Here is a 22,596-nt window from a genome sequence, read left to right as displayed (position 1 = left end):
AGTCGTTGAAAGGGTCTTAAGGGGGCGGTGTGGGGTAGGCACCGGCGTCACTTTTTCAACCTTCAATGCCCTGTTCCCTAGGTGCGGATGCATCCGGGGCGCGGGTGAAACTAGCGCAGGATTAGAAAAAGGAAATGCTTTTTTCTACCCACCTCCGCCGGCCACCAGAGCCACACCGATTCCCCATCTCTCACGCAGCACGCTTGCGCTATGCCGATTTCCAGCCCAACATAGCCCCGTGGCAGAACCAGACGACCATGCTCCGCGCAAAAAACACCGAATGATCAGCTGGATGGAAAACATTCCATTCCTGCGTAAATTCTCCCCCACCGCCCCCGGTGGAATGCGTCATACCGGCGGTCTGGTGGATGTTTTTGCCTCCTTTGCCGCCCTGGACGATCGGGTCGACCGCGCCGAGGCCGAGGTGGCTCTGGATCTTTTGCGCCATGCCTTTCCTGAGGCCGACCACGCCTGGCTGGCACGCCGCCTGCACCGGGCGCTAGCATCCCCGGAACCGATCGAAAAAGTCGCCAAGTCCCTGCGCAACGAGCTGGATACCGACGACCGCGTCTCGCTCGGACTGCAGTTGCACCTCCTGGTCGTTGCCTCCGGGTCGGAGTTCCGTGGAAAAAAAGCCTTCAGCCAGGTCATGACCAACCTGAATGCCGCGGAGATAGGCACCGCGATCATGGACGAGATGGCAGGCAAGCCACCGGTCACCCCCTTACCCTTTGATAAAGTCAGCTTCGGTTCGGATGAGGAAAAAGATGTCAGCCTGCCAGCCGACCAGCGCGATTTCTCATTCTGCGCCTATCGCTCCAAGGACCTCATCCTGATCCGCAACACCGGGCAAGAACCGCTGTGGATCAGTGGCAGCTCACTCGCCAGCGGCCAGTGCATGCGACTGCGCCCGCACCAGAGCATCGGCCTCCCCGAGTGGACCATCGTCGCCGAAGACATTTCCTTTTTCCTCAATGCCGCCCGCACTGGCCAACGTCGCACCCTTTATATTAACGAGACCGACGACCAACTAACGGCGGAGCGGATCCGCTCGAGGCAGAGCACGGTGAGACTCGATTTCGGCCTGAATGTCAAAGTGGAGGCGCTGGTGGAGACCGACATGCGTCTGAGCTCCGGCGAGGCGATGATCCCCGGGAAAACCTATCTCCTCTCGATTCAGGATCACATCCTCCTGGACAACGGCACAGAGGCCAGCCTGGAATCTCTGCGCAAACAAGCGATGGAAACTGGCAACCGCTTTCGGATGGAAGCCGGAAGGCAGGAATGTCTCGTCTCCAATGACCCCTCCGCCATCAAGCGCGGCGATGTCCTCCTCTCCCCCGGCCTGGCACGCCGCATGGTGCTGAAGATTAAGTTCAACCCGAACACCGCCGAAGGACATCTGAAGATCATCGATGCCGAACGCGTGGTCATGGTCAACGGACAGCCCATCAGATCAGAGGCCCGGCTGGTGGACGGATCGCTCATCCGCCTCAGCCCGAACCAGGCGGTGCGCTGTCGCTTCAGCGAAAGCCTGCTCGACGAGGAGCGCACCGTGATCCGCGACCTCAGCGTGGAGAGCCTCAACCATCAATACGGCCCTGTCACAGTGCTCGATAATGTCGAGTTCTCGGTCAAGCGGGGTGAAATGCTCTGTATCATGGGGCCCAGCGGCAGTGGCAAGAGCACGCTCTTGGCCGCCTTGGCCGGTCACCTCAAGCCCAACCGCGGCCACATCCGGCTCAACGGGGTGTCGCTCTACGAGCACCGCAAACGGCTCGCCCCATTCATCGCCAGCATGCCTCAGGAGGAGGCTCTGAATCCCCAACTCACGGTTCGCGAGCACCTCAATCACGCCTCGATGATTCGTCGTCCGCACCTTGGTCACGCCGAGCATGCCAAGCGGGTGGACTCCATTCTCGCCGAACTGGCACTGCAGCCACTGGCACGCAGGAAAGTGGGGTCGCCCGGCGACAAAACTATCAGTGGCGGCGAACGGGGTCGTCTCAACCTCGGCCTGGACCTCAGCAGTCCGGCTGAGATCTTCCTCTTTGACGAACCCATCTCCGGCCTCTCGTCCAAGGATTCCGAACACGTCGCGGAAACCTTGCACACTCTTTCGCGCGACAACATTGTGATCGCCTCCTTGCACCGCCCCGGTGCGCGGGTGCTGAGGCTTTTCGACAAGGTGCTGCTGCTCGACAAAGGCGGTCGCGTTGCCTTTTTCGGCACCCCTCAGGGTATGGCTCACTACTTCCGCGAGTCCAGCAAGGAGCTGCACATCCTCACCGCCAAAACTCTCAAGGCGGAGAAAGTGGGCGGCGCGGACTTCGTCTTCGATATTCTGGAAACGCCACTCTACGGACATGCGGGTCGTGAAGGAGGGGGCGTCCGCCGTTTCCCACCAACATTCTGGCAGGAACGTTTCGAAGGCAGCCAGCTGGTCAATGAAGTGGCACGTGGCGATATTCCCAGCCAAAGCCAAATGGGCAGCGTGCCTCTGAGCGAGGACCACATGGCAGTGCCCACGCGCTCGAGCCGACAGCGTATTTTCGAATGGGAACGCCTGTTCCGCACCCATTTCCACCGCACGATGATCTCGAAGTTCCGCAATCGCGGCACTCTTTACAGTATCTTGTTAGAAGCTCCATTGCTCGCTCTCCTCATCGGGGTGACCCTCAGGGCATCACCGGAAGGGGCCTACTCCTTCCACAGCGGACTGCATCTGCCAGTCTACATTTTCCTCACCGTCACCATCGGCATGTTCCTCGGCCTGACCAACAGCGCCACCGAGATCCTGCGAGATTTCCCCGTGCTCCGGCGGGAGCGGAACTGCCGCACGGGCACGGTGCTTTACGTCGGTGCCAAATTCCTTGCTTTGGCGATTGTGGCTGCGCTGCAGTGCGCGATTTACACGTGGATCGGGCATGAAATGTTAGATATCTACGGCATGTTCACCACCCACTGGATGTGGATGACATTGACCGCATTGTGCGGCACGGCGATGGCGCTTGTGGTATCCTCCTTGGTCACCACCGAACGTGCCGCCCTGAGCGCCGTCCCCCTGCTGTTAGTTCCCCAACTACTACTCGCAGGCGCGCTGGTTTCCTTTGACGAAATGAACCGAGGTCTTTTCCAAGGGGCCGATAAAGGTCGGGCTGCAGGAGCCGAACCCTTTCCAGCACGCTTCATGCCGCTGCGCTATGCCTACGAGGGCATGACCGTCAGCCAGGCCACGGAAAACCCCTTCGAAAACAAACGCCGCAAGGTGCAAGCGGCGATCGATCCCTTGAAAGCTGTCGGCGAAAAACGTCTGGCCGGAGATCTCAGCCAGAAGCTGACCGCGGAGCAGAGCGAGCGACTCGACATTCTCAAAGAATCCCTCCGCAGACTCATGGCCGCCGAGGCCACGGATGCCACCGAGGCCAAAAGTCTCGCATGGAAACTCGCCCACGCCGGTCGACGTAAAACCATGGACGAGCTGCTGGAAATACCTCCTTATCCGGACGACGAAAGCATCGAGACCCGACCGGTCCGCGACTTCTTCGTCAACACTCGCACAGACCTGTTAGTCAGCAAGTCGGAGATTGATCGGGTGGATTACCGCCAAGCGACGAAACGCAGTATCTTCTTGGCCGAGTGGAAATATTGGTTTGGATTTACCACCCGAAGCACGCAAGCCTGTCGCATCGTGATCTGCGCCTGCATTGTGTTCTGCCTATCACTCACCACCTTGTTCCTGCACCTCCGGAACCACCGCACCCGATAACTCACATGGATTCCCTTTTCCCAGAGCCAATGCCCGAAGCCACTGGTCCTGCCAAGACCAGAACCGACGCCCCACTCGCCGCACGCATGCGTCCGCGCACGCTCGACGAAGTCGCTGGTCAGAAACACATCCTCGCCGAAGGGAATTTGCTGCGCCGCGCCATCGAGGCCGACCGATTTTCGTCCTTAATCTTCTACGGCCCTCCAGGCACCGGCAAAACAACCCTCGCCACAGTGATCGCCAACAGCACCGACAATCGCTTTGAGATGCTGAACGGGGTCGAGTCCAACGTCGGAGAGATCCGGGAAAAAATTGCCCAGGCTCAGAAATGGCGGCAACTGCGCGACCAGACCACCATCCTGTTTATCGACGAGATTCATCGCTTCAACAAAGCGCAACAAGACGTGCTGCTGCCTCACGTTGAGCGTGGCACCGTGCGATTTATCGGAGCCACCACCCACAATCCGTATTTTTACGTCAACTCCCCCCTCGTCTCACGTTCCCAGATTTTTCAGCTGGAACCCGTCCCTAACAACGACCTCGTGGGGCTCATGCAGCGCGCCTTGCAGGATAAAGAGCGGGGGCTGGGGACCATGGACATCCGCGTCGATGACAAGGCCTTGGCTCATTTGGCTGAAAAGTCAGACGGCGACGCCCGGCGTGCGCTTACCGCCCTGGAACTGGCCGCGCTCACCACCCCCGAAAGCGATGGCGGCCAGGTCCGCATTACGCTCGAAGTCGCTGAGGAATCGATCCAGCAAAAGGCGATTGTCTATGATGCCGACGGCGATGCGCACTACGACACCATCTCCGCCTTTATCAAATCCATCCGTGGTTCTGACCCGGACGCCGCGCTTTACTGGCTGGCGAAGATGCTGACCGCCGGGGAAGACCCGCGCTTCATCGCCAGACGTCTGGTGATCTCTGCCAGCGAAGATATTGGCCTGGCCGACTCCTCGGCCATTCAGGTTGCCATCGCCGCACAGCAGGCCTTCGAGTTCATCGGCATGCCGGAAGGACGCATTCCGCTGGCCCACGCCACCGTGCACCTCGCCACCGCGCCGAAGTCTAACAGTGCCTACGCCGCGCTCGGTGCCGCCATGGAGGATGTCAAAGAGGGCCGCACCCTCGCTGTGCCGGAACACCTGCGAACAGGAACCCGCAAGAAACTCGCCCAAGGGTCCGGTGCCAGTGAGGAATCGCTCCAATACCATTACTCGCACGACTACGAAGGCAACTACGTGCCCCAGGCCTACCTGCCCGAGGGGAAAACTTACTACACACCGACGGAGAACGGTCTCGAGAAACGCATCAAGGAACGGCTGGATTATTGGCGAGGCCAGTTTCAGCAATCGAATCAAAAAGGCCGCTAACAAAAATCCAACCACCCCATCATCAGGGGGGCGTTAGACACTCAGTTTCGCTGGACAGGATGACGCATCGTCATAAATTGGCGAGGTCATGATGCCTGCGAGCCCTACGCCATCCTCACCCAGCTCATCGCCGAAGGATGAGCTCTGGGCCAGTGACGAAGTCCGTTCATCCCTGCTGCGCTTTGTGCTAAGTCGGGTGCGCGACCCCCATGTGGCGGAGGATTTGACCCAGGAAATCCTCCTCAAGGCCTTCGAGAAAATCAATCACCTGAAGGACCCGCAACGTCGACGCCCCTGGCTCTATCAGATCGCCCGCAATACCATCGCCGATTACTTTCGGGGGGCTCAGAAATCCGCAACCTTTCTGGATGACGGCGCGGCGGACGACTCCTTGGCCTCTCTGGTTCACGCCGATGGCAAAAATTATTTCCCCGAGATCCTGAGCGCATTTCTACGCGAGGTGGTCGAGGGCTTACCGCCGATCTACCGCGATGCGCTGTGCTTTACCGACTGCCAAGGTCACTCCCAGGTGGAGCTCGCCAAGAATGCCGGCATCTCGGTGTCGGGAGCCAAGTCGCGGGTGCAGCGGGCGCGGGCGGCGGTGCGGGATGCAGTCGAGCGCTGCTGTCTGCTAGAGACCGATCGCTATGGCGGCGTAGTGGAGGTGGAGCCTCGCCCCGGCTATTGCGCCTAACAGGCTTGTTTCACGCTCGGTGGAGCTGCCGCTTGAGGACTTCTCGATTTTTTTCTGCGTCCTTTTTTGGAAATTCACGTCTCTTTAAGGCATGAACAATAACACAGAACTATCAGAACCCTTGCCGGTCGCCGTCATCGGAGCCGGCCCCATCGGCTTAGCCGCCGCCGCTCATTTGTTAGAACGTGGAGAATCCGTCGTTGTTTTTGAAGCGGGGGCATCCATTGCCCACTCGGTGAGCCAGTGGGCCCATGTGCGGATGTTTTCGCCTTGGAAATTCAACATCGACTCCGCCGCTCGACGCTTGCTGCAGCAGAGCGATTGGTCAGAGCCCGATCCTGAACACCTCCCCACTGGCGGAGAACTGATCGCGGACTACCTAACGCCACTGGCGCAAGTCCCCGCCATGGCCAAGTGCCTTCGCTTTGACAGCAAGGTTCTGGCAATTTCACGCCGCGGTCTCGACAAGGTGCGCACCCGTGGCCGCGCCGACCGAGCCTTCACACTCCGGATTGAGCAGAACGGTGAGCTGGAAGAACGAGCATTCAAGTCGGTGATCGATGCCAGCGGCACCTGGAACCAACCGAATCCAATGGGCTCGAACGGACTGCACCCGATTGGTGAAGAGCAGGTGCGTGACCTCATCGATTACGGCATCCCGGACATCCGTGGCTGCGCCAGAGAAAAATATCAAAACCGCAGCGTGCTCGTTGTTGGCAGTGGCCACTCGTCGTTCACCGGCGTGCTTGACTTGTTAGAAGTGAAGAAAGAAGCTCCCGCGACCCAAATCATCTGGGTGATGCGCAAAGCCTGCCTCGATCAGGTCTTCGGCGGAGGAGCGAACGACGCCCTACCGGCGCGTGGCGAGATGGGTCTCCGGGCGAAGGCTGCCGTGGACCGTGGCGACGTCGAATTAATCACCCCCTTCGAGATTCAGCAGCTGGCGGCTCAGGGCGATCAGCAAATCCAAGTTTCCGGCAGCGGACCGGACGGTGAGCGATCGTTCACCGTGGATCGCGCCATTGTCAAAACCGGCTTCCGTCCCAACCTCGCAATGCTGCGCGAGATCCGCGTCGAGATCGATCCCGCGCTCGAATCCGTGCGTGCACTCGCCCCCCTGATTGATCCCAACGAACACAGCTGCGGCAGCGTGCCACCACACGGCGCACGCGAACTCACCCATCCTGAATCCGGTTTCTATATCGTGGGCATGAAAAGTTACGGTCGGGCACCCACTTTCCTCCTGGCCACCGGCCATGAGCAAGTGCGCTCCGTGGTGGCTGAGATTGCTGGCGACCACGAAGCCGCCGCGAACGTGGAGCTCGAACTACCAGAAACCGGAGTCTGCAGCCAGGACGCTGCGCCCAGCTGTAGCGCCGAGCCAGCCCCCACCTCCTGCTGCTCCGCCGAGCCGGCCGCTGACGAAGGTGAGACCTCCGCCTGCTGCCGATGAAACCGGCCGAGGCTCAACAGGTCAGCCCCACCGCCCCGTGGACCTCTGACAACGCCGATCCCAAACCTTGGGGGCTGGCGTGGTGCCTGGCGGTTGGGCAGCTGCTCTCGTGGGGTGTGCTTTATTACACCTTCACTGTGATGCTGGAATCGATCGCTACCGAGACCACTTGGTCGCGATCATTTCTCAACGCGGGCCTCTCCCTCGGACTACTCGTCTGGGGGCTGAGCGCGCTGCCTGTTGGGGCGTGGATTCAAAACCGGGGCGGGCGCGCGGTGATGGCAGCAGGGTCGCTGTTAGGAGGCTTATCGCTGCTGATGATGTCGGCGGTTCACAGTCCGCTTCCCTATCTCATCAGCTGGGTGGGTTTGGGCATCGCGATGGGATGCTTGCTTTACGATCCTGCCTTTGCAGTCATCACGCAGACATTCCGCTCGCACTACCGCCAGGGCATCACGTTGGTCACCCTGCTCGCCGGATTGGCCAGCACCGCATTCATTCCGCTGGTCTATTTGGCAGAGTCGCACTTGGGCTGGCGCGGAGCCTTGCAGGCCTGCGGAGCCCTGCTGATCATTGTCGGCGCGCCCCTGCACTGGCTCAGCATCCCGAAGCGACTTGCTATTCCCAGAGCTCCCCGACCAGCCCCTGTGACTGAGCAATTACGGCTGCGGTGGAGCACCCTGCGCAGCGAAATCTCCGATCGTCGCTTCCTCAACCTCGCTCTCTGGTTCACCGCCTACACGGGTGCCTTTTCCGGCCTGACCTTTCTGATCATCCCCCTGCTCACGGCCATGGAGGTCGCCCCCGCGATGATCTTGAAAGCCATTGTGATCATTGGGCCGATGCAGGTGCTCGGTCGACTTTTACTCGCGGCAAAAGGTCACCATTTTTCATCCCTGCAGATTGGTCGCGCGGCGATGACGCTGCTGCTGCTCTCGCTCACCATTCTGATCACCCTGCCTCCCAGCCTCCCGGTGCTCTGCTTGTTTGCCGCACTGTTTGGCCTGGGCAACGGAGTGATGACCATCGTCAAAGGCACCGCTCCGGCGGAGCTGTTTGGCACCCACCGATATGCCGAACTCAATGGAGTCTTAGCCATGCCGAGTGTGTTCTCGAAAGCTCTGTCTCCCTGGCTGCTGGTCGCGCTCTGGGGAACCGGGTTCGAACCGAAATGGGTGCTGGCTTGCATCGCAGGGCTGCTGGCGTTGGGGGCGCTGGCACTGGAACTTGCCTCGCGGTCCACGCCGCCCGAAGGTGACACCGAGCCCCATCAAAGCTAAGTCACCCACCGCTCAATACGCAGCGGCAACAGCTCGTCCTGATGGTTTTTTGACCCCTTGTCCGACGAGAATTGGCTTTCTCCGGTTCCCTATTTTCGGTTCTCTGCAGCTATGAAAATAAAATTTCGGAAGCTATTGATCCTGATGTTGGCGGCCAGCGGTGTGCTCGGTGCCCAGGCCGAGGAAACCAAGCCGAATGTCCTGTTCATTGCGCTTGATGACTTGAACGATTGGATTGGCTGCTTGGGTGGCCACCCCCAGACGATCACTCCGAACATGGACCGCCTCGCTGCCAGCGGCGTGCTTTTCACCAATGCCCACTGCGTCGCCCCCGCATGCAATGCTTCACGCAGCGCCATCTTCACCGGCCAGTCCCCACACCGCTCCGGAATTTACAGCAATGCGCAGGTGATGCGCGATGTGCTTCCTGATGCCACCCTCATCCCCAAGCACTTTACCGACCACGGGTATTGGTCGACCGGATCAGGTAAAATGCTGCACTACGTCACCGATGCCCGCTCGTGGAATGATTACTTCCCTCCGAAGGAAACGGAAATGCCCTTGCCAAAAACACTCTACCCGGAAAAACGCCCGGTTTCCCTGCCGGTCGGAGGTCCATGGCAGTATGTGGAAACCGACTGGGGCCCGCTGGAAACCTCCGACAAGGATTTCGGCGGCGACTACAGCGTGACCGAATTTGTGGGCAACTATCTCAAGAAAGAACATGACAAACCGTTCTTCCTCGCCTGTGGCATCTATCGCCCTCACGAGCCATGGTTTGTTCCGGCGAAGTATTTTGAAAAGTTCCCGTTAGATTCCATCCAGCTCCCCCCCGGCTACCGCAAAGACGACCTCGATGATGTGCCTGCTTTGGGAAAACGCTTCGCACACAACCGTTACTTCGACCACATTCAAAAGGAAAAACAATGGAAGCAAGCGGTGCAAGGTTACCTGGCATCGATTTACTTTGCCGACACTATGTTAGGCCGTGTGCTCGATGCCCTGGAAGAAGGACCGAACAAAAACAACACCATCGTCGTGCTGTGGTCGGACCACGGCTGGCACCTCGGAGAAAAACAGCACTGGCAGAAATACACCGCGTGGCGCGCCTGCACCCGCGTTCCCCTGATGGTAAAGGTTCCGGAAAAGCTATCGTCCAAACTGCCCAAAGGCACCACCCCCGGAACCGTCTGTGAACAGCCGGTCAGCCTGCTCAGTCTCTACCCCACCCTCACCGAGCTCTGTGGCCTACCCACGCCCGATGCCTGTGACGCCCCCAGCATCGTGCCCCAACTTCTCGATGCCAACACCAGCAGCGACCCGGTCCCCACCTTCCTCGAAGACGCAGCCAGCTTGGGGGTCAGTGGCAAAGGATGGCGCTACATCAGCTACCGTGACGGCGGCGAAGAGCTCTACAACATCGACCAAGATCCACACGAGTGGACCAACCTGGCCAAGCACCCGGAACACCAGGCGAAGCTCGAGCAGCTGAAGGCATTTGTGCCAAAAACCTTCGCTCCGAAGCCCAAGGTGAAGGTCAAAGATCTACCCTCGATGAGGTGGAAAAAAACATCCGATCCAACAAAGATCCTCAAGCCCAATGCCGACGGCAGCAACGTCCGCTTGGTCTTCGTCAACCAATCGCCAGTGAACGCCAAGATTCACGAAGTCAGTGCCGAGATGGAACTCACTGAAAAAGCTCTGGTGAAGGCTGAGAGCGAAGTGGAAATCAAAGGCCGCCCCGGATCCGTCTGGGCAATCACTAAGGAAAGCGGCGAGCTCATGGGCTACTTCAAGCTAGGCGACCGCATGGCCAAAGGCGTGATCCCCAAGAATGCCGCCGAGTAATTCCGGATCAAACGCACTTGTTTCAAATTCCCCCTTCTCATCGGAGGGGGAAATCCTTTAGGTTTCAGTTCTCATGAAACCCACGCACCTCCTCTTACTCGCTACTCTGCTGCTGACTGCATCATGCTCTCAGTATGGCAAGGTTTCCTACCAAGAGTCCCCCAAGGTCATCAATGTCTCGCATTATGACCCCAAAGAAAAACAGCGTCCGGGGCGCTCCTATTCGCCTGCGAATCAATCAGCACTGAGAGCCAATGGTGCCCACGGCCTTATTGCCCGCTGCGCCAAGGGGCCGGTGCTCGATACCAAATGTGCGGATTTCCTCGCCGGAGCAGATCGCCAAGGTCTATTGTTAGGATCCTACTATTACCTGCTCCCGGGTTCTTCGCCGAACTATCATGCGGAGCGCTTTGTCAATCGCCTGCGAGAAATCAAAGCCACCCGCGGCATTCGGGCCGACCGTATTCTCATGGTCGCCGACATCGATACCAACTGCCAGGCCGAACAAATTGTCAGCTTTGTCACCCGGATCCAACAACTGACCGGCAAATACCCGGTGGTCTACCTGGAAAATGGAGACGCCATCCGCAACACACTGCAGAATGCCACAGGCCGACAAAAAGCGATTCTCCGTCAGTGTCCCTACTGGCTGGCGCTCTATTCCCGCAGTCACCCCAAGCTAAAAACGCCGCAGCAGCTGGCTAACAGTAGCGGCATCTGGAACACCTGGTGCATGTGGCAATACGGCGGTGTGTGGTGGAAAAATGGCAAATCCCAACCCTACAACTACCGTGGTGGATCATGGCAGACGCCACGCTATTTCGGCAACCTCGACCGCCCGATCGAACGCAATGGTTTCAATGGCAGCCTCGAGGAACTTCGTCGCTTCTGGTATGACCAATCGTGGGTGTGGTAAGGAAAATACACACCCCATAACGAAATCCCACTCTCGCGCGCAACGCCACTTTGGTGATTGATTATGGTTCCATGAACTCAACACACAAAAGAACCTTTGCCGCTGTCGCCCTGCAGTTAGCCGGCGTCACCGCCTCGTACGCCGCTGTGCTCGCGAGCAACGATTTTACCACCATCAGTGACGCCTCGGGCACGAGCGTCAACGGACATACCGGCTCAATGGTTGCTCAGTCGAGCTGGAACATCGTTGACTCGAGCTTTACCAGCGACAACCTCTTCACCAGCACCTCCAATTACCGCATCACCAATGCCGACGGAGGCACCACCGACTCGATCTCGAAGGCATTGAGTCCCAACATCAATGTCGGAACCAACGGAGCGAACAACACATGGACCATTGTTTGGTCACTCACCACCGGATCGTCCGATCTCAGCCTCGAGGATTTCAGTTTCGACAGCTACCGCACCAACAGTGGCCGTACATTGCAAAGTAACACCGGGGTTGCTGCCAATTTGTTCACCGCCACACTCGATATTTCCACCGGTGGATCATCCATCCTCGGATCACCTGTCAGCGACAGCATCAGCACCAATGGACCAACCTCCGGAGGATCGCCAGACAGCTCCTTGTCACTAACAGGGACAACCCTCAGTGCCAACACTACGTATGAGTTCAGCCTGTCAGCAGCAAAACTTGATGGCACGAACGGTTACTTTGTCGATGTGGACACATTCACCATCAATGGCGAAGCCGTTCCTGAACCCTCCTCGCTGACCCTGCTAGGCTTGGCTGCGTTCGGTCTGACATGGAGACGCCGGAGAAGCTAGACCACCTTCAACGAGCTGCGATCTGCTTTCGAGTCCCCCCCGAAAGTAGAGGCAGCTCTTTTTTTGAGAGGCGGACGCCCCTCCTCGATCAGACGGCATTCACAGCCCGTCATTTTTATCCTCCCCACGTGCGCTTCGTCGGCGCTATGCTTTTCACATGCTTCCGCTCATCCGCATTTCCCTTCTTCTGGTCGGCTGCCTTGTTCCACTCTCTCTGACAGCCTCCGACAAGCCCAACCTGCTCATTATTCTGGCCGATGACATGGGCTATGGCGATCTCTCCTGCTATGGTTCCAAACAAGTGCCGACTCCCAACCTGGATGCCCTGGCCGCGGAAGGTGTTCGCTGCACCGATGGCTATGTGTCAGCCTCCGTCTGCGCTCCCTCCCGAGCTGGTTTACTCACCGGCCGCTACCAAAACCGGATTGGCTTCGAACATAACCTCGGCTCGGTCAAAGAGCTCCACGACGAGTATGAAGGTATCTCACTGAAGCAACCGCTGCTTTCCGATCGGCTCAAACAAATAGGCTACCACACCGGAATCATCGGCAAGTGGCATCTCGGCAAGGCAGTGCCTGAGATGCATCCGAACCAGCGGGGCTTCGACTATTTCTTCGGTATGTTAGATGGCCACCACCACTACTGGCCCACTCCAACGAATAATAAACTGACACTCAATGGGAACAAGGTCACGAAGATCCGGACGCCGTATCTCACCGACTGGTTCACCCTCGAGGCCAAGGATTACATCGAGCGCCATAGCCAGGACGACCAGCCGTGGTTCCTCTACCTCTCCTACAACACACCGCACTCACCGATGCAGGCGAAAGATGAAGACCTCGCCAAATTCGATCACATCCAGGATAAAACCCGGCGGATTTACTGCGCCATGCAGCACAACATGGATCGCAATATCGGAACCATCATTGCCAAACTGAAGGAGCTCGGTCAGTTGGAAAACACCCTGATTGTTTTCCTCTCCGATAACGGAGGGTCGGTGGAAGTCTCCCACGCCATCAACGCGCCGCTTCGGGGCGGAAAAGGGTCTAATCTTGAGGGCGGAGTTCGTGTCCCCACTATCTATCATTGGCCCACTCATCTCCCTAAGGGAAAAACCTACACCGAGCCTGTCATCTCGCTCGATATCCTCCCCACCTTCATGGCCGCCGCGGGAGCCGAAGTTCCACGCACACAGCCCTTGGGCAGCTCCGCCAAAGGGGACAAAGGCCGACACGTCACCGATGGCGTAGACCTCCTACCGTATCTGCGCGGTGAACGCAAAGGACGCCCTCACCGAGCCCTTTTCTGGCGAATCACACTTAGAGCGAAGTCGGTGCGATCCGGCAATTGGAAACTTCTGATCCCCGCGCACTCGGAGCCAGAACTGTATCAGCTCGCCGAAGATCCCTCAGAATTGAATAATCTCTACCGGGAACAACCTGAGATGGCAAAAAAACTCAGAGATCGCCTGCGTGAGTGGGAGACCTCCCTCGAGATGAATCCTCTGTGGATGTCCGACAACCATTGGTTCAAATACAACCACAAGCTCTACACCCGAAAGTTCATGCTCAAGCAGCCGGAAAAAGATGACCCTCGAGATTTCTGGAGCTTCGGGGCCTTGAAAGAAAACATCAAGTAAGCGCTGTGCCAGCCCTGCGGAAGTAGGGCGGACACAGCGACCAGGAAGTCTCTAACGAATCTGGTTGAGCAAGCTCTCCTCCTTACCGGTAGAACGCAGCCGGATGGTTTTGGCTTCCAGATTATGCACTGCCTCGACGTAGCGCACGGTGCGGCTTTTCGCACGCATCAGCACGGAGTGAGTTGTTACATGGTGACCGGTCACCTTGATCCCATTGAGCAAGGGGCTATCGGTGATTCCGGTGGCACAGAAAATAATACTCGAGCCCTGGGCGAGGTCCTTGGAGCGGAAAGTCTCATCCAGGCGATCGCCCCAGCCTTCTTTAATGAGGCTCTCACGTTCCTCCTCACTGCTCACCCAGATCTTCGCCTGCATTCCGCCGCCGAGACAGCGTAGTCCGGCCGCGCTCAGCACGCCTTCTGGCGATCCGCCAATGCCAACGTAGAGATCGATGCCGCTGTCTTCGAATGCTGGAGCCAGCGCCGCGGTGATATCACCATCGGCAATCATGCGTAACTGGGCTCCGGTTTTGCGGGTGATATCCACCCACGGCTGGTTGCGTGGACGATCGAGCACCATGACCACGATATCCCTAACATCCTTCTCCAAAATTCGCGCAGTCAGCTTAATCACCTCTTCAAAGGGAGCATCCAGACTGAGTGGAAGTGAAGGATCCGCCATCCACGCCAAACGCACCTTTTGCGGGTAGGCCAGCTTGGTCATGTAGAAAGCAGGAATGTCCTGCAGCGCACTATCGCTGCCTTCTTCAGGAATGGCTGCAGCGATGCAGGCAATCGAGTTTGGCATGCCTTTGGAAATATTGGTGGTGCCATCCACCGGGTCGAGCGCGATGTCGAACACTGAGTCCTCAGCCCCCCACTTGCCCACCTTTTCACCTTTGAAAAGACCAGGCGCCTCGTCTTTGATCCCCTCGCCAATGACCACTTCCCCACGGATATCCATGAGGTCGAAAATGCCGCGGATGGCATCACAGGCGGCTTCGTCGGCGGATTCTTTTTCACCTCGACCAGCCCAGCGCATCGCATTCAATGCGGCTGCTTCGGTGGCACGGAGGAATTCAAATTCAATGATGCGTTCTGGATCGGCGGGTTTTTCTGAGCTGGTCATGACGTCCAACATCTTCCCACAGCCCTCCTCGAACTCAATCTAGGAGAGAGTCAGTTGTGACATATACTGTCACAACTGACTAAAATCCTATCCATTAACTTTTGGCCTCCAGGGCTTGGCGATCGCGCCGTTTCTGGAACATACCGCGAACCAGCACATAGAATACCGGGGTGAAGATCAGGCCGAAGAAGGTCACACCTAACATTCCGGCGAACACCGCCGTTCCCAGCGACTGACGCATCTCGGCACCAGGCCCGGTGGAGATAACCAGTGGCACCACGCCTAGAATAAAGGCGAAGGAGGTCATCAGGATCGGGCGCAAACGGAGTCGACAGGCTTCGATGGCTGCTTCAAAGCGATCTTTCCCATCGTCCTCCTGCTGGCGGGCAAACTCGACAATCAGAATCGCATTCTTGGCAGCGAGGCCAATCAGAACCACAAAGCCGATCTGGGTCAGGATGTTGTTATCCATTTCGCGCAGCATGACTCCGGCAATGGCACTGAACAGACACATCGGAACAATCAGGATCACCGCCATCGGCAGTCCCCAACTTTCATACTGGGCCGCTAACAGAAGGAAAACAAAGACCACCGCCAAAGCAAATACCAGCGCGGCTGTGTTCCCCGCAGCTCGCTCCTGATAGGCGATGTCAATCCAGGCAAAAGTATATCCGGGTGGTAGCTGTTCAGCCAATTTCTCCACCGCATCCAAACTATCGCCGGAGCTCACGCCGGGCGCGGTGATGCCGATGATTTCTGCTGTGGGGTAAAGGTTGTGACGAACCACACGGTCCGGGCCGGTCACCCGGTTCATTTTCACCAAGGACCCGAGCGGGACGATCTTGCCATCGCTGTTCCGTGTGCTCAGCAGGCGGACGTCACTTTCCTGATCGCGGTATTGCGATTCCGCCTGTGCGATCACTCGGTAGGAGCGACCAAACTGGTTAAAATCATTCACGTAGGATGAGCCCAAGGCCACTTGCAAGGTCTCAAAAACATTGGACATCGGAACATTCATCATCTTCGCCTTATCACGATCGATGTCAGCATAATACTGCGGCGTCTGGGCACTGAAGGTGGTAAAGGCGTAGGCCGTGCTTGGGTCTTTGTTGACCTTCATTAAGAACTCCTGGGTCACCTTTTCCAGCTCGTCATAACTGCCATTGGCCTGGCTTTGCAGCATGAGCTTGAATCCTCCGCCGGTGCCGATACCACGCACTGGTGGCGGCGCGATGACCACGTTGTTCGACTCCGTCACGGGAGCCAGTGCCTTCTTCAGGTCCGCCGAGATCACGGCCGAGTTCCGCCCTGATGCGGTGCGTTCATCGAAGGGGTCAAGGATCACAAAGATGGCTGCTGCATTGGACGCGATCGAGCGGGTCGCACCGGAGAAACCGGCAATTTCCACAGTGTGGCCGACACCATCGATGCCACGAGCGATTTCACCGGCTTCCTTCACCACGTCACGGGTCCGACTCAATGAGGCGGCAGGTGGCAGCTGGATCGATAAAATTAAATACCCTTGATCCTGAGTGGGAATGAATCCGCTGGGCACCTTGGTGAAGGTGAAACCACCGAGACCTACCAAGCCGAAGTAAAGCAGCAGCATCAACACGGCGAAGCGCGTCACTCGTTTCACAATACCGCCATAAACATTCGAGAGCTTATTGAAGAAGCGGTTAAACAGGCGGAAGAACCAACCGAAAATCAGATCGGCACCTTTCTGAAACCAATCTTTTTTCGCATCTGGCGAACGCAGTAGAATGGCACACATCGCCGGACTCAGAGTCAGTGAAACAAAAGCGGAGATCACGGTGGCCACCGCGATGGTGATGGCAAATTGCTGATAGAACTGTCCGGAAATACCTGTGATGAATGCGGTGGGAACAAACACGGCACAGAGGACCAGCGCCATCGACACCAAGGCACCACTGACCTCTTTCATCGCCAAGCTGGTGGCATCTTTCGGGCTCAAGCCTTCTTCCAAATGGCGCTCAACGCCCTCAACCACGACAATGGCGTCATCGACCACAATACCGATCGCCAGCACGAGTCCAAACAAGGTCAGGTTATTCAGCGAGAAATCCATCGCCGCCATCACTCCAAGGGCACCGATCAAGGAAACCGGAATGGCTAACAGCGGAATCAACGAGGCTCGCCAGTTCTGCAGGAATACCAAAATCACAATGACCACCAGACAGACCGCTTCGATCAGGGTGTGGTAAACGGAGTTGATCGATTCCTCGACGAAAACGGTTGGGTTATAAACGATGGTGTGGCTGAGCCCCACGGGGAAATCTTGAGACAGACGCTCCAAGGTGTCCTCCACCTCCTGAGCTGTTTCTAACGCATTCGACCCAGGTTTCTGGGTCACACCGATACCGATTGCCGGTTTTCCATCGAGATAACTTTCACGGGAGTAGTCCTGCGAACCCAGCTCGATGCGAGCCACTTCACCGAGGTGCACGATCTGTCCGGAGTCGCCGGTTTTCACAATGATTTGTTCAAATTCCTCAGCGTCTTTGAGTCGGCCCTTGGCCAGCACACTCATCTCAAACGCCATCGATTGATCCATCGGCTGCTTACCGATCGTGCCTGCGGCCACCTGCACATTCTGCTCGCTCAAAGCCGCAAGAACATCGCCGGAGGTGAGGTTCCGGGCTGCTAGTTTTTGTGGATCGAGCCACACCCGCATACTGTATTCGCTGGCACCGAAGACGGTGACATTGCCCACCCCGTTCAAGCGGAGCAGTTCATCTCTGACTCGCAGGTAGGCATAGTTGCCTACGAAAAGCTGGCTCAACTCACCATCATCGGCAATCAAATGCGCTACTAACAGAAGATCGGGACTGGCCTTTTCCGTCACCACACCGGTGCGCTGCACTAACTCGGGCAGCTTGGGCAAGGCGCGCGACACCCGGTTCTGCACCAGCACCTGAGCTTCATCCACATCCGTGCCTTGTTCAAAAGACACGGTGATCGTCACCGCTCCATTACTGGTGCTCTGGGAGGTCATGTAGATCATTTTCTCCACCCCATTGATTTCCTGCTCTAACGGAGTGGAAACCGTCTCGGCCAAAACATCAGGGCTGGCACCCGGATAGCTGGCTGTCACCTGAATAGTAGGTGGAGCAATTTCTGGATACTGCGCCACCGGTAAGGTCAGGTAGGCAATGCCGCCTACCAGCATGATGACGATGGAGATCACCGAAGCAAAAATCGGTCGATCGATGAAAAACTGAGGTAGTTTCATGACTGTAAATATGTATAGGTTAGAATCTCTTCGACTCTATTTCCCAGCAGTAGCTTGATCGTCTTCGAAGGGAATTGCCTGCACCGAAGCTCCCGGTCGGGCACCGGTGATGCCTGAAACAATGACGCGTAGATCAGCCGGAAGCTCGCCATTGATGGCTCTCATGTCTCCATAGGTTGGCCCTAATTCGACTGGCACCACCTTGACCGTTTCGTTGCCATCCACCGTCAGCAGGAAGGTAAAGTCTTGTTGCGTCTGGATGGCAATCTCAGGCACCAAGGTGGCCATAAACTTGCCACTGCCAGGCAGCCTGACTTTGGCAAACATTCCAGGAACGAGTAGACCGTCCTTATTCTCAAAAATAGTCCGTGCACGAAGTGTTGCAGTCTCCGGGTTCAGTGAGTTATCAACGAAGTCCACGTATCCTTCTCTCGGGTAGCCCTGATCGCCAGTGATCGCGAGCTGCGCTTGCACTTTGTGATCTCTAGCGGATTTACGTTTACCTTCTTGATCGAGACGCATGTATTTCAGCACGGAGGCTTCATCAGCATCGATCCGACAATAGATCGGGTTCACCGAAACAATCCGGGTCAGCAAGGTCGACTGAGCAGAACCACCGCTAATCAAGTTGCCGGTGGAAACATAGTGATCTGAGATACGACCACCGATAGGCGCTCTCACTTTGGTATAATCGGTATCGAGTTTAGCTGTTTCGACACGCGCTTTGGCTGCCTGCACTCGAGCCTCGGCCACGGTGAAATCGCCGGAGCGGATGTCGGCTTCTTCTTTTGAAATCGCGTTGCGCGACAGCAGCTTCTGGCCACGTTCGAAGTTCGTTTTAGCCAAATTTCTGGCTGATTCTGCCTGCGCAAGGTCAGCTTCGGCTGCTGCTAGAGCTGCGGCAAAAGGCTTGGCATCAATGGTGAATAGCAGATCTCCTTTTTCGACCATTTGTCCATCCGTGAAATGGATCTCCTCTAACATGCCACCCACCCTGGCGCGGACTTCGACACTTTCCATGGCCTCAAGGCGTCCGTTGTATTCATCCCAATCGATGATTTCCTTTTTTTCAGGGTGCACAAATTCAACCAACGCCTTGGGTGGTGCCGCACCTTGTTGGGCTGCTTTCTTATCACAGCTCGCTACCAAAGAGATTGCTGCTGCGGAGGTCATCCAGATTAATTGTTTCATGATCTAATTACTATTTATAAGTTATAAAGCTTCTACCAACGTCCGCCCAAAGCACGGATGAGCTGCACGGCATTGATATACTCAGCTCCCTTCAGACGGGCCTGCTCTCGTTCACCATTGAGTGCTGTGCGTTCGGCATCTAACACATTCAGATAGTTCACCGTGCCCCCTTCGTATTGAGCTTTGGCAATGTTCCTTGCCTCATTGGAAGCTGTCACCACGCGGCTCTGGGCCGACACTTGACGACGATAATGTTTCACCGCCGACAATGCGGTTTCAACTTCGGCCAAACTTTCAAGCACAGTCTGTTGATAGAGCTCAAGCACCTCCTCGTAGCGCGCCTTGGAGCGCTGCAAGTTCGCCTTGTTCTGACCGCCGGTGAAGATTGGCAAATACACACTTGGCCCAATCCCCCAGTAACGAGCCCCTTTCGTGAACATATCGGAAATATCAGATGCCTGCACCCCAACGTTACCATTTAGACTGATGGATGGATAGAAAGCTGCAACTGCGACGCCGACACGTGCATTTTCAGCAGCTAAAAGTCTTTCAACACGACGGATGTCAGGTCGGGAACGAGCTAACTCAGAAGGAAGTCCAGCAGGAATGGATGGAGGTCTGCCTGTAAGACGCCGGGCTGCAACCGAAAAGTTCGATGCTGGCTTTCCAACCAAAACTGCGAGTGATGCTTCCTGGGCTGCTCGCTCACGTAGTAACGCTGCAAGATCAGCCTCACTACTAGCTAACAAAGCTTGAGCCTGCGCAACATCCAATTCACTGACGACTCCGAGTTCACGGCGATCGTTTGCTAATTTCAAAGAGGCTTTCCGGCTTACAACACCCTCCCTCACAATAGCGATCTCACTGTCGAGAGCTCGCAGAGTGAAATAGGATGTAGCTGCTTGCGTTTCCAACGATAACCGCAGAGCCAAGTAATCTTCCTCAGCCGCTTGCACATCGGCCTGAGCTGCGGCCTCACCTTTGCGAATCCTCCCGAATAAATCGAGTTCCCAATCCACCGATACAGGAAGTGAATAGAGATTCCGGGTATAGCCGTCCGTCTTTCCTGCTGTGCTACGAACGACCTCACCGGAAATACCGTTCCGTAGGGCACTCGAACTGGATGAAACTTGTGGTATACGACCTGAGCGTGTGGAAATTACCAAGGCTCGAGCTTGTTCAACTCGCTTCATACCACCACGCAAGTCTCGGTTACTGTCACGCACTTGGCTCATCAGAGAGTTTAAACGTGAGTCACCAAATGCCAGCCACCATTGATCGCTCTTCGCTTGGCGCTTACCATTCTTACTTGAAGCATGCTGATAATGAGCCGGAGTAGGAGCCGTTGGTTTGGCTAGGTCCGAACTAGGAATCTGGCACCCGCTTAGCCCTATCGTAATACTCAATACTGCTCCTGCTCCGAAAAATGATAAGTGGTTCGTCATGGTCAAATGCTTGATTTCTTCTGTTCCGCTGGGCGGGTTACACTGGTGGGTTTACTTTAGCTCTCGACAAAGTAAACTTAAAAGTCTACTTATTTATCAGCCGTCTGGCGAAAATTACCCGAAATACCCCATGAACCTTACACTTAGTCAAAAAAAGCGAGCCGCAATTGTGCAAGCAGCCATTAAGGAATTTCAGATATCTGGATACAATTGTTCGAACATGGATTCCATCGCCTCTAGGGCCAAAGTATCTAAACGGACGGTGTATAATCATTTTGAAAGTAAAGAGGCTCTGTTTCAGGAAATTAGTAAGCAGCTGTGTGATTCCGTCACGAACGTTGTGCCAGAGCCTTTCGATCCAGCGATCACACTTCGTGAACAATTACTCGATTTTGCCAAAAAGAAAATCGAGCTCAGTATGAGCCCAAAATTCATTGCTCTCTGCAAGGTGATCTTGCCAGAACGTGTGAGAAACCCAGGACTCTCAGCAGAGACGTTTCAGCGTATTCGCTGCGACGCCAACGGCTTCGAACTCTGGCTAGCAGATGCAGCCCAAGCTGGAGCTATCAAAACAATAGCTATACAGACATTGAGCCGACAATTCTCCGGACTGCTCATGGAATTTGTCTTTTGGCCGCAATTCTTTGGCATCGAATCACCACCGACAAAAAAAGAGCTTCTTCAGATCGCGGAGTCAACCGTCGACCTGTTTCTCAATGGCTGTGAGTCGTAGGGAACTTACTTATTCCCCATTTTTTTAAGAACTCGCGTTTGGGTGAAAATTGTTTGCTCACCTGCGTAATATTTTTTCACCTCTTTGATAAAACCATTGCCTGGTGAGAACCAATAACTCCGGTTAAGTTCAATAGGTCCATTTTTCCCGGTGACTAGCACGTGAAGAGCTTGAAACTTGCCAGCTTTGGTCTCTAAAGTTTCCCACCCCAAAACCTTGAACTTGCGAATCATACGCATTTTCGCACCATTTTCCACATGATCCATCATGAATGGAAAAGCCTCGCCACCCTTCCAGTCCGACATAACCAAAGGGATGGCCCTACTCAATGGTTTCACATCTTGAGGCTCCTTACCCTCCGGCTTGAGCCCCATAGCTTCCACGGACGTCGGAGTGATTTTCATAAATTGAATTTCCTGAAGTTGTTTTCCGTTAGAAACAAAAAATGCATGTGCCTCAGCGCCCCCCTCGGACATTTCCTGCACTCCTTTATAAACTGTAGTTTGGATAAATGAAGCCCGTTGCTTATCCTCAAGTTCTTCAATCCTCTGGCCTTCAACATTATCAGGAAGCTTAGAACCCTTGGGAACATCAATAGTAACTTGGTAAACCCAACTATCTCCCACCTTTGGCTGCCAAATAGCTTCATTTTCATCACCATAAGAAACTACCACAGAAATAAACATCAGAGATACGATCAACAGGTTTCTAAGAGGGAACATGATCGACAAGATTAAACCAACTTCACCATTGCTCAAGAGCAAAGCTCTTTACACACGATAGATCGGATAAATTGGTAAGTAGACGCTGATGAAACAGCCAGCGAGAGCGTCCGATCATCCCGCACCCGGTGAGCAATCAACCTTGCCGGTCTACCATCTATTCGGTTAAAGGTTAATTAACGGGCAAAGGGGCTCGGTTATGTTCAACTTTCCAGTTAGCCTTTGTGGCCGAATTCAGCGCGAGTTTCCAAGTTATGGTGCATTCCAACACATCGCTGTGTCAGACCGGCATGCGTTGTATACCATGTCAGGCTGTATGGCATGT

Annotated in this window: 15 protein-coding genes; 10 read left to right on the top strand and 5 right to left on the bottom strand. The window is 55.9% G+C overall.

What is annotated here, in order from left to right:
- Positions 1-292 precede the first annotated feature (292 nt).
- The 9 genes from JO972_RS00075 (at position 293) to JO972_RS00035 (ending at position 13,799) form a co-directional block, all read left to right on the top strand.
- Positions 293-3,769, top strand: a complete 3,477-nt coding sequence (locus JO972_RS00075) for an ATP-binding cassette domain-containing protein (protein ID WP_309487944.1) — start codon at positions 293-295, stop codon at positions 3,767-3,769.
- A gap of 5 nt (positions 3,770-3,774) precedes the next feature.
- Positions 3,775-5,142 carry a replication-associated recombination protein A gene (locus tag JO972_RS00070; protein ID WP_309487943.1) on the top strand — a complete coding sequence of 456 codons (1,368 nt, stop codon included), beginning with the start codon at positions 3,775-3,777 and terminating at the stop codon, positions 5,140-5,142.
- Positions 5,143-5,230: 88 nt separating this feature from the next.
- Positions 5,231-5,836, top strand: coding sequence for a sigma-70 family RNA polymerase sigma factor (locus JO972_RS00065; RefSeq protein WP_309487942.1), 606 nt, complete (start codon positions 5,231-5,233; stop codon positions 5,834-5,836).
- 91 nt (positions 5,837-5,927) lie between these two features.
- Positions 5,928-7,289 (top strand): FAD-dependent oxidoreductase, encoded by a 1,362-nt coding sequence (locus JO972_RS00060; protein WP_309487941.1) that lies wholly within the window; start codon positions 5,928-5,930, stop codon positions 7,287-7,289.
- A complete protein-coding gene (locus JO972_RS00055; protein ID WP_309487940.1) occupies positions 7,286-8,569 on the top strand; it encodes an MFS transporter in 1,284 nt (427 codons plus the stop codon). Before JO972_RS00060 ends, JO972_RS00055 begins: the two co-directional genes overlap by 4 nt.
- Positions 8,570-8,680: 111 nt before the next feature.
- The gene (locus JO972_RS00050; RefSeq protein WP_309487939.1) at positions 8,681-10,417 is read left to right on the top strand and encodes a sulfatase; all 1,737 of its coding nucleotides are present in this window, start codon (positions 8,681-8,683) and stop codon (positions 10,415-10,417) included.
- A gap of 73 nt (positions 10,418-10,490) precedes the next feature.
- A complete protein-coding gene (locus tag JO972_RS00045; protein ID WP_309487938.1) occupies positions 10,491-11,333 on the top strand; it encodes a GH25 family lysozyme in 843 nt (280 codons plus the stop codon).
- A gap of 71 nt (positions 11,334-11,404) precedes the next feature.
- Positions 11,405-12,160 carry a PEP-CTERM sorting domain-containing protein gene (locus JO972_RS00040; protein ID WP_309487937.1) on the top strand — a complete coding sequence of 252 codons (756 nt, stop codon included), beginning with the start codon at positions 11,405-11,407 and terminating at the stop codon, positions 12,158-12,160.
- 157 nt (positions 12,161-12,317) lie between these two features.
- Positions 12,318-13,799 carry a sulfatase family protein gene (locus tag JO972_RS00035; protein WP_309487936.1) on the top strand — a complete coding sequence of 494 codons (1,482 nt, stop codon included), beginning with the start codon at positions 12,318-12,320 and terminating at the stop codon, positions 13,797-13,799.
- Between the two features lie 51 nt (positions 13,800-13,850).
- Here JO972_RS00035 and glpX read toward each other — a convergent pair whose 3' ends face one another.
- From glpX to JO972_RS00015, 4 genes are all read right to left on the bottom strand, one after another.
- Positions 13,851-14,927, bottom strand: coding sequence for a class II fructose-bisphosphatase (gene glpX, locus JO972_RS00030; protein WP_309487935.1), 1,077 nt, complete (start codon positions 14,925-14,927; stop codon positions 13,851-13,853).
- Positions 14,928-15,021: 94 nt separating this feature from the next.
- Positions 15,022-18,180, bottom strand: coding sequence for an efflux RND transporter permease subunit (locus JO972_RS00025; protein WP_309487934.1), 3,159 nt, complete (start codon positions 18,178-18,180; stop codon positions 15,022-15,024).
- Positions 18,181-18,216: 36 nt separating this feature from the next.
- The gene (locus JO972_RS00020; RefSeq protein WP_309487933.1) at positions 18,217-19,371 is read right to left on the bottom strand and encodes an efflux RND transporter periplasmic adaptor subunit; all 1,155 of its coding nucleotides are present in this window, start codon (positions 19,369-19,371) and stop codon (positions 18,217-18,219) included.
- Positions 19,372-19,403: 32 nt separating this feature from the next.
- The gene (locus JO972_RS00015) at positions 19,404-20,816 is read right to left on the bottom strand and encodes an efflux transporter outer membrane subunit (RefSeq protein ID WP_309487932.1); all 1,413 of its coding nucleotides are present in this window, start codon (positions 20,814-20,816) and stop codon (positions 19,404-19,406) included.
- Between JO972_RS00015 and JO972_RS00010 the strand changes: the two genes are divergently transcribed.
- Entirely contained in the window at positions 20,815-21,549 is a 735-nt protein-coding gene (locus tag JO972_RS00010) for a TetR/AcrR family transcriptional regulator (protein ID WP_309487931.1), read from the top strand. The two genes, JO972_RS00015 and JO972_RS00010, sit on opposite strands and share 2 nt — an antisense overlap.
- Before the next feature lie 5 nt (positions 21,550-21,554).
- On the opposite strand, the gene JO972_RS00005 is transcribed toward JO972_RS00010, so the two are convergent.
- Entirely contained in the window at positions 21,555-22,271 is a 717-nt protein-coding gene (locus tag JO972_RS00005; RefSeq protein WP_309487930.1) for a DUF3108 domain-containing protein, read from the bottom strand.
- Positions 22,272-22,596: the final 325 nt, after the last annotated feature.

This window comes from Oceaniferula flava, assembly GCF_016811075.1.
GTDB classification, from domain to species: Bacteria; Verrucomicrobiota; Verrucomicrobiia; order Verrucomicrobiales; family Akkermansiaceae; genus Oceaniferula; species Oceaniferula flava.
The sequence above is the reverse complement of the archived record's forward strand: the minus strand, read 5'-3'. Positions and strand labels throughout refer to the sequence as shown.